This is a genomic window from Neisseria sp. P0009.S007 (assembly GCF_051962515.1).
In genome coordinates, this window is the sequence record NZ_JBQCVF010000836.1 from 1 (window position 1) to 552 (window position 552).

A 552-nucleotide genomic window follows, 5' to 3' on the forward strand; every position below is an offset into this window, starting at 1 on the left:
GATATGCTCTAACACATCATGCGACGAACGGCAGTTTTCCGATGGAGAAACAATATCCACCTCAGGCAAAGCGGCGCGCGTGTAAGGCTCCGAAGCAAGCCGAACGGAGTCGCCGATTAAGTAAACGGTCATTTTTGTTCTCCTCCCTTTATTTGAATCAACAGCAAGGCCGTCTGAAATATCACTTATATTATTATAAGAGTGCTATTTCAGACGGCCTTAACTTCAGTCAAGTTCTATCGTTAAATCATCAATTAGAGCTGACTGTTTTTATAAAAATCAATTAATTGCTTGGCCTGCAACATGGGCAGACCAAAACGGTCGCTTACGACTTTCAAATCCTTCCATTCCTGACCGGTCAGATTTTGCCCAACCCATTTGAGGTTTTCCGGATTGCTTTTGATTTTCTCAAAATACGCCTGCTTGCGTTTCCAGTTGCGCGACCACACCAGCAACATGGTAAAAATACATAAAACAATCAATACAATATTGGTAAACAACATCATGTCCATACGACATACTCCCGCTTGGATCTCAAAATCAGAAAATATG

At 41.8% G+C, this 552-nt stretch carries 1 protein-coding gene; it reads right to left on the reverse strand.

Annotated features, from left to right (window positions below):
• Window positions 1-254: 254 nt before the first annotated feature.
• Window positions 255-552 (reverse strand): hypothetical protein (locus ACTHS3_RS16670; RefSeq protein WP_440368597.1); only part of this gene is annotated, 298 nt, incomplete at its 5' end.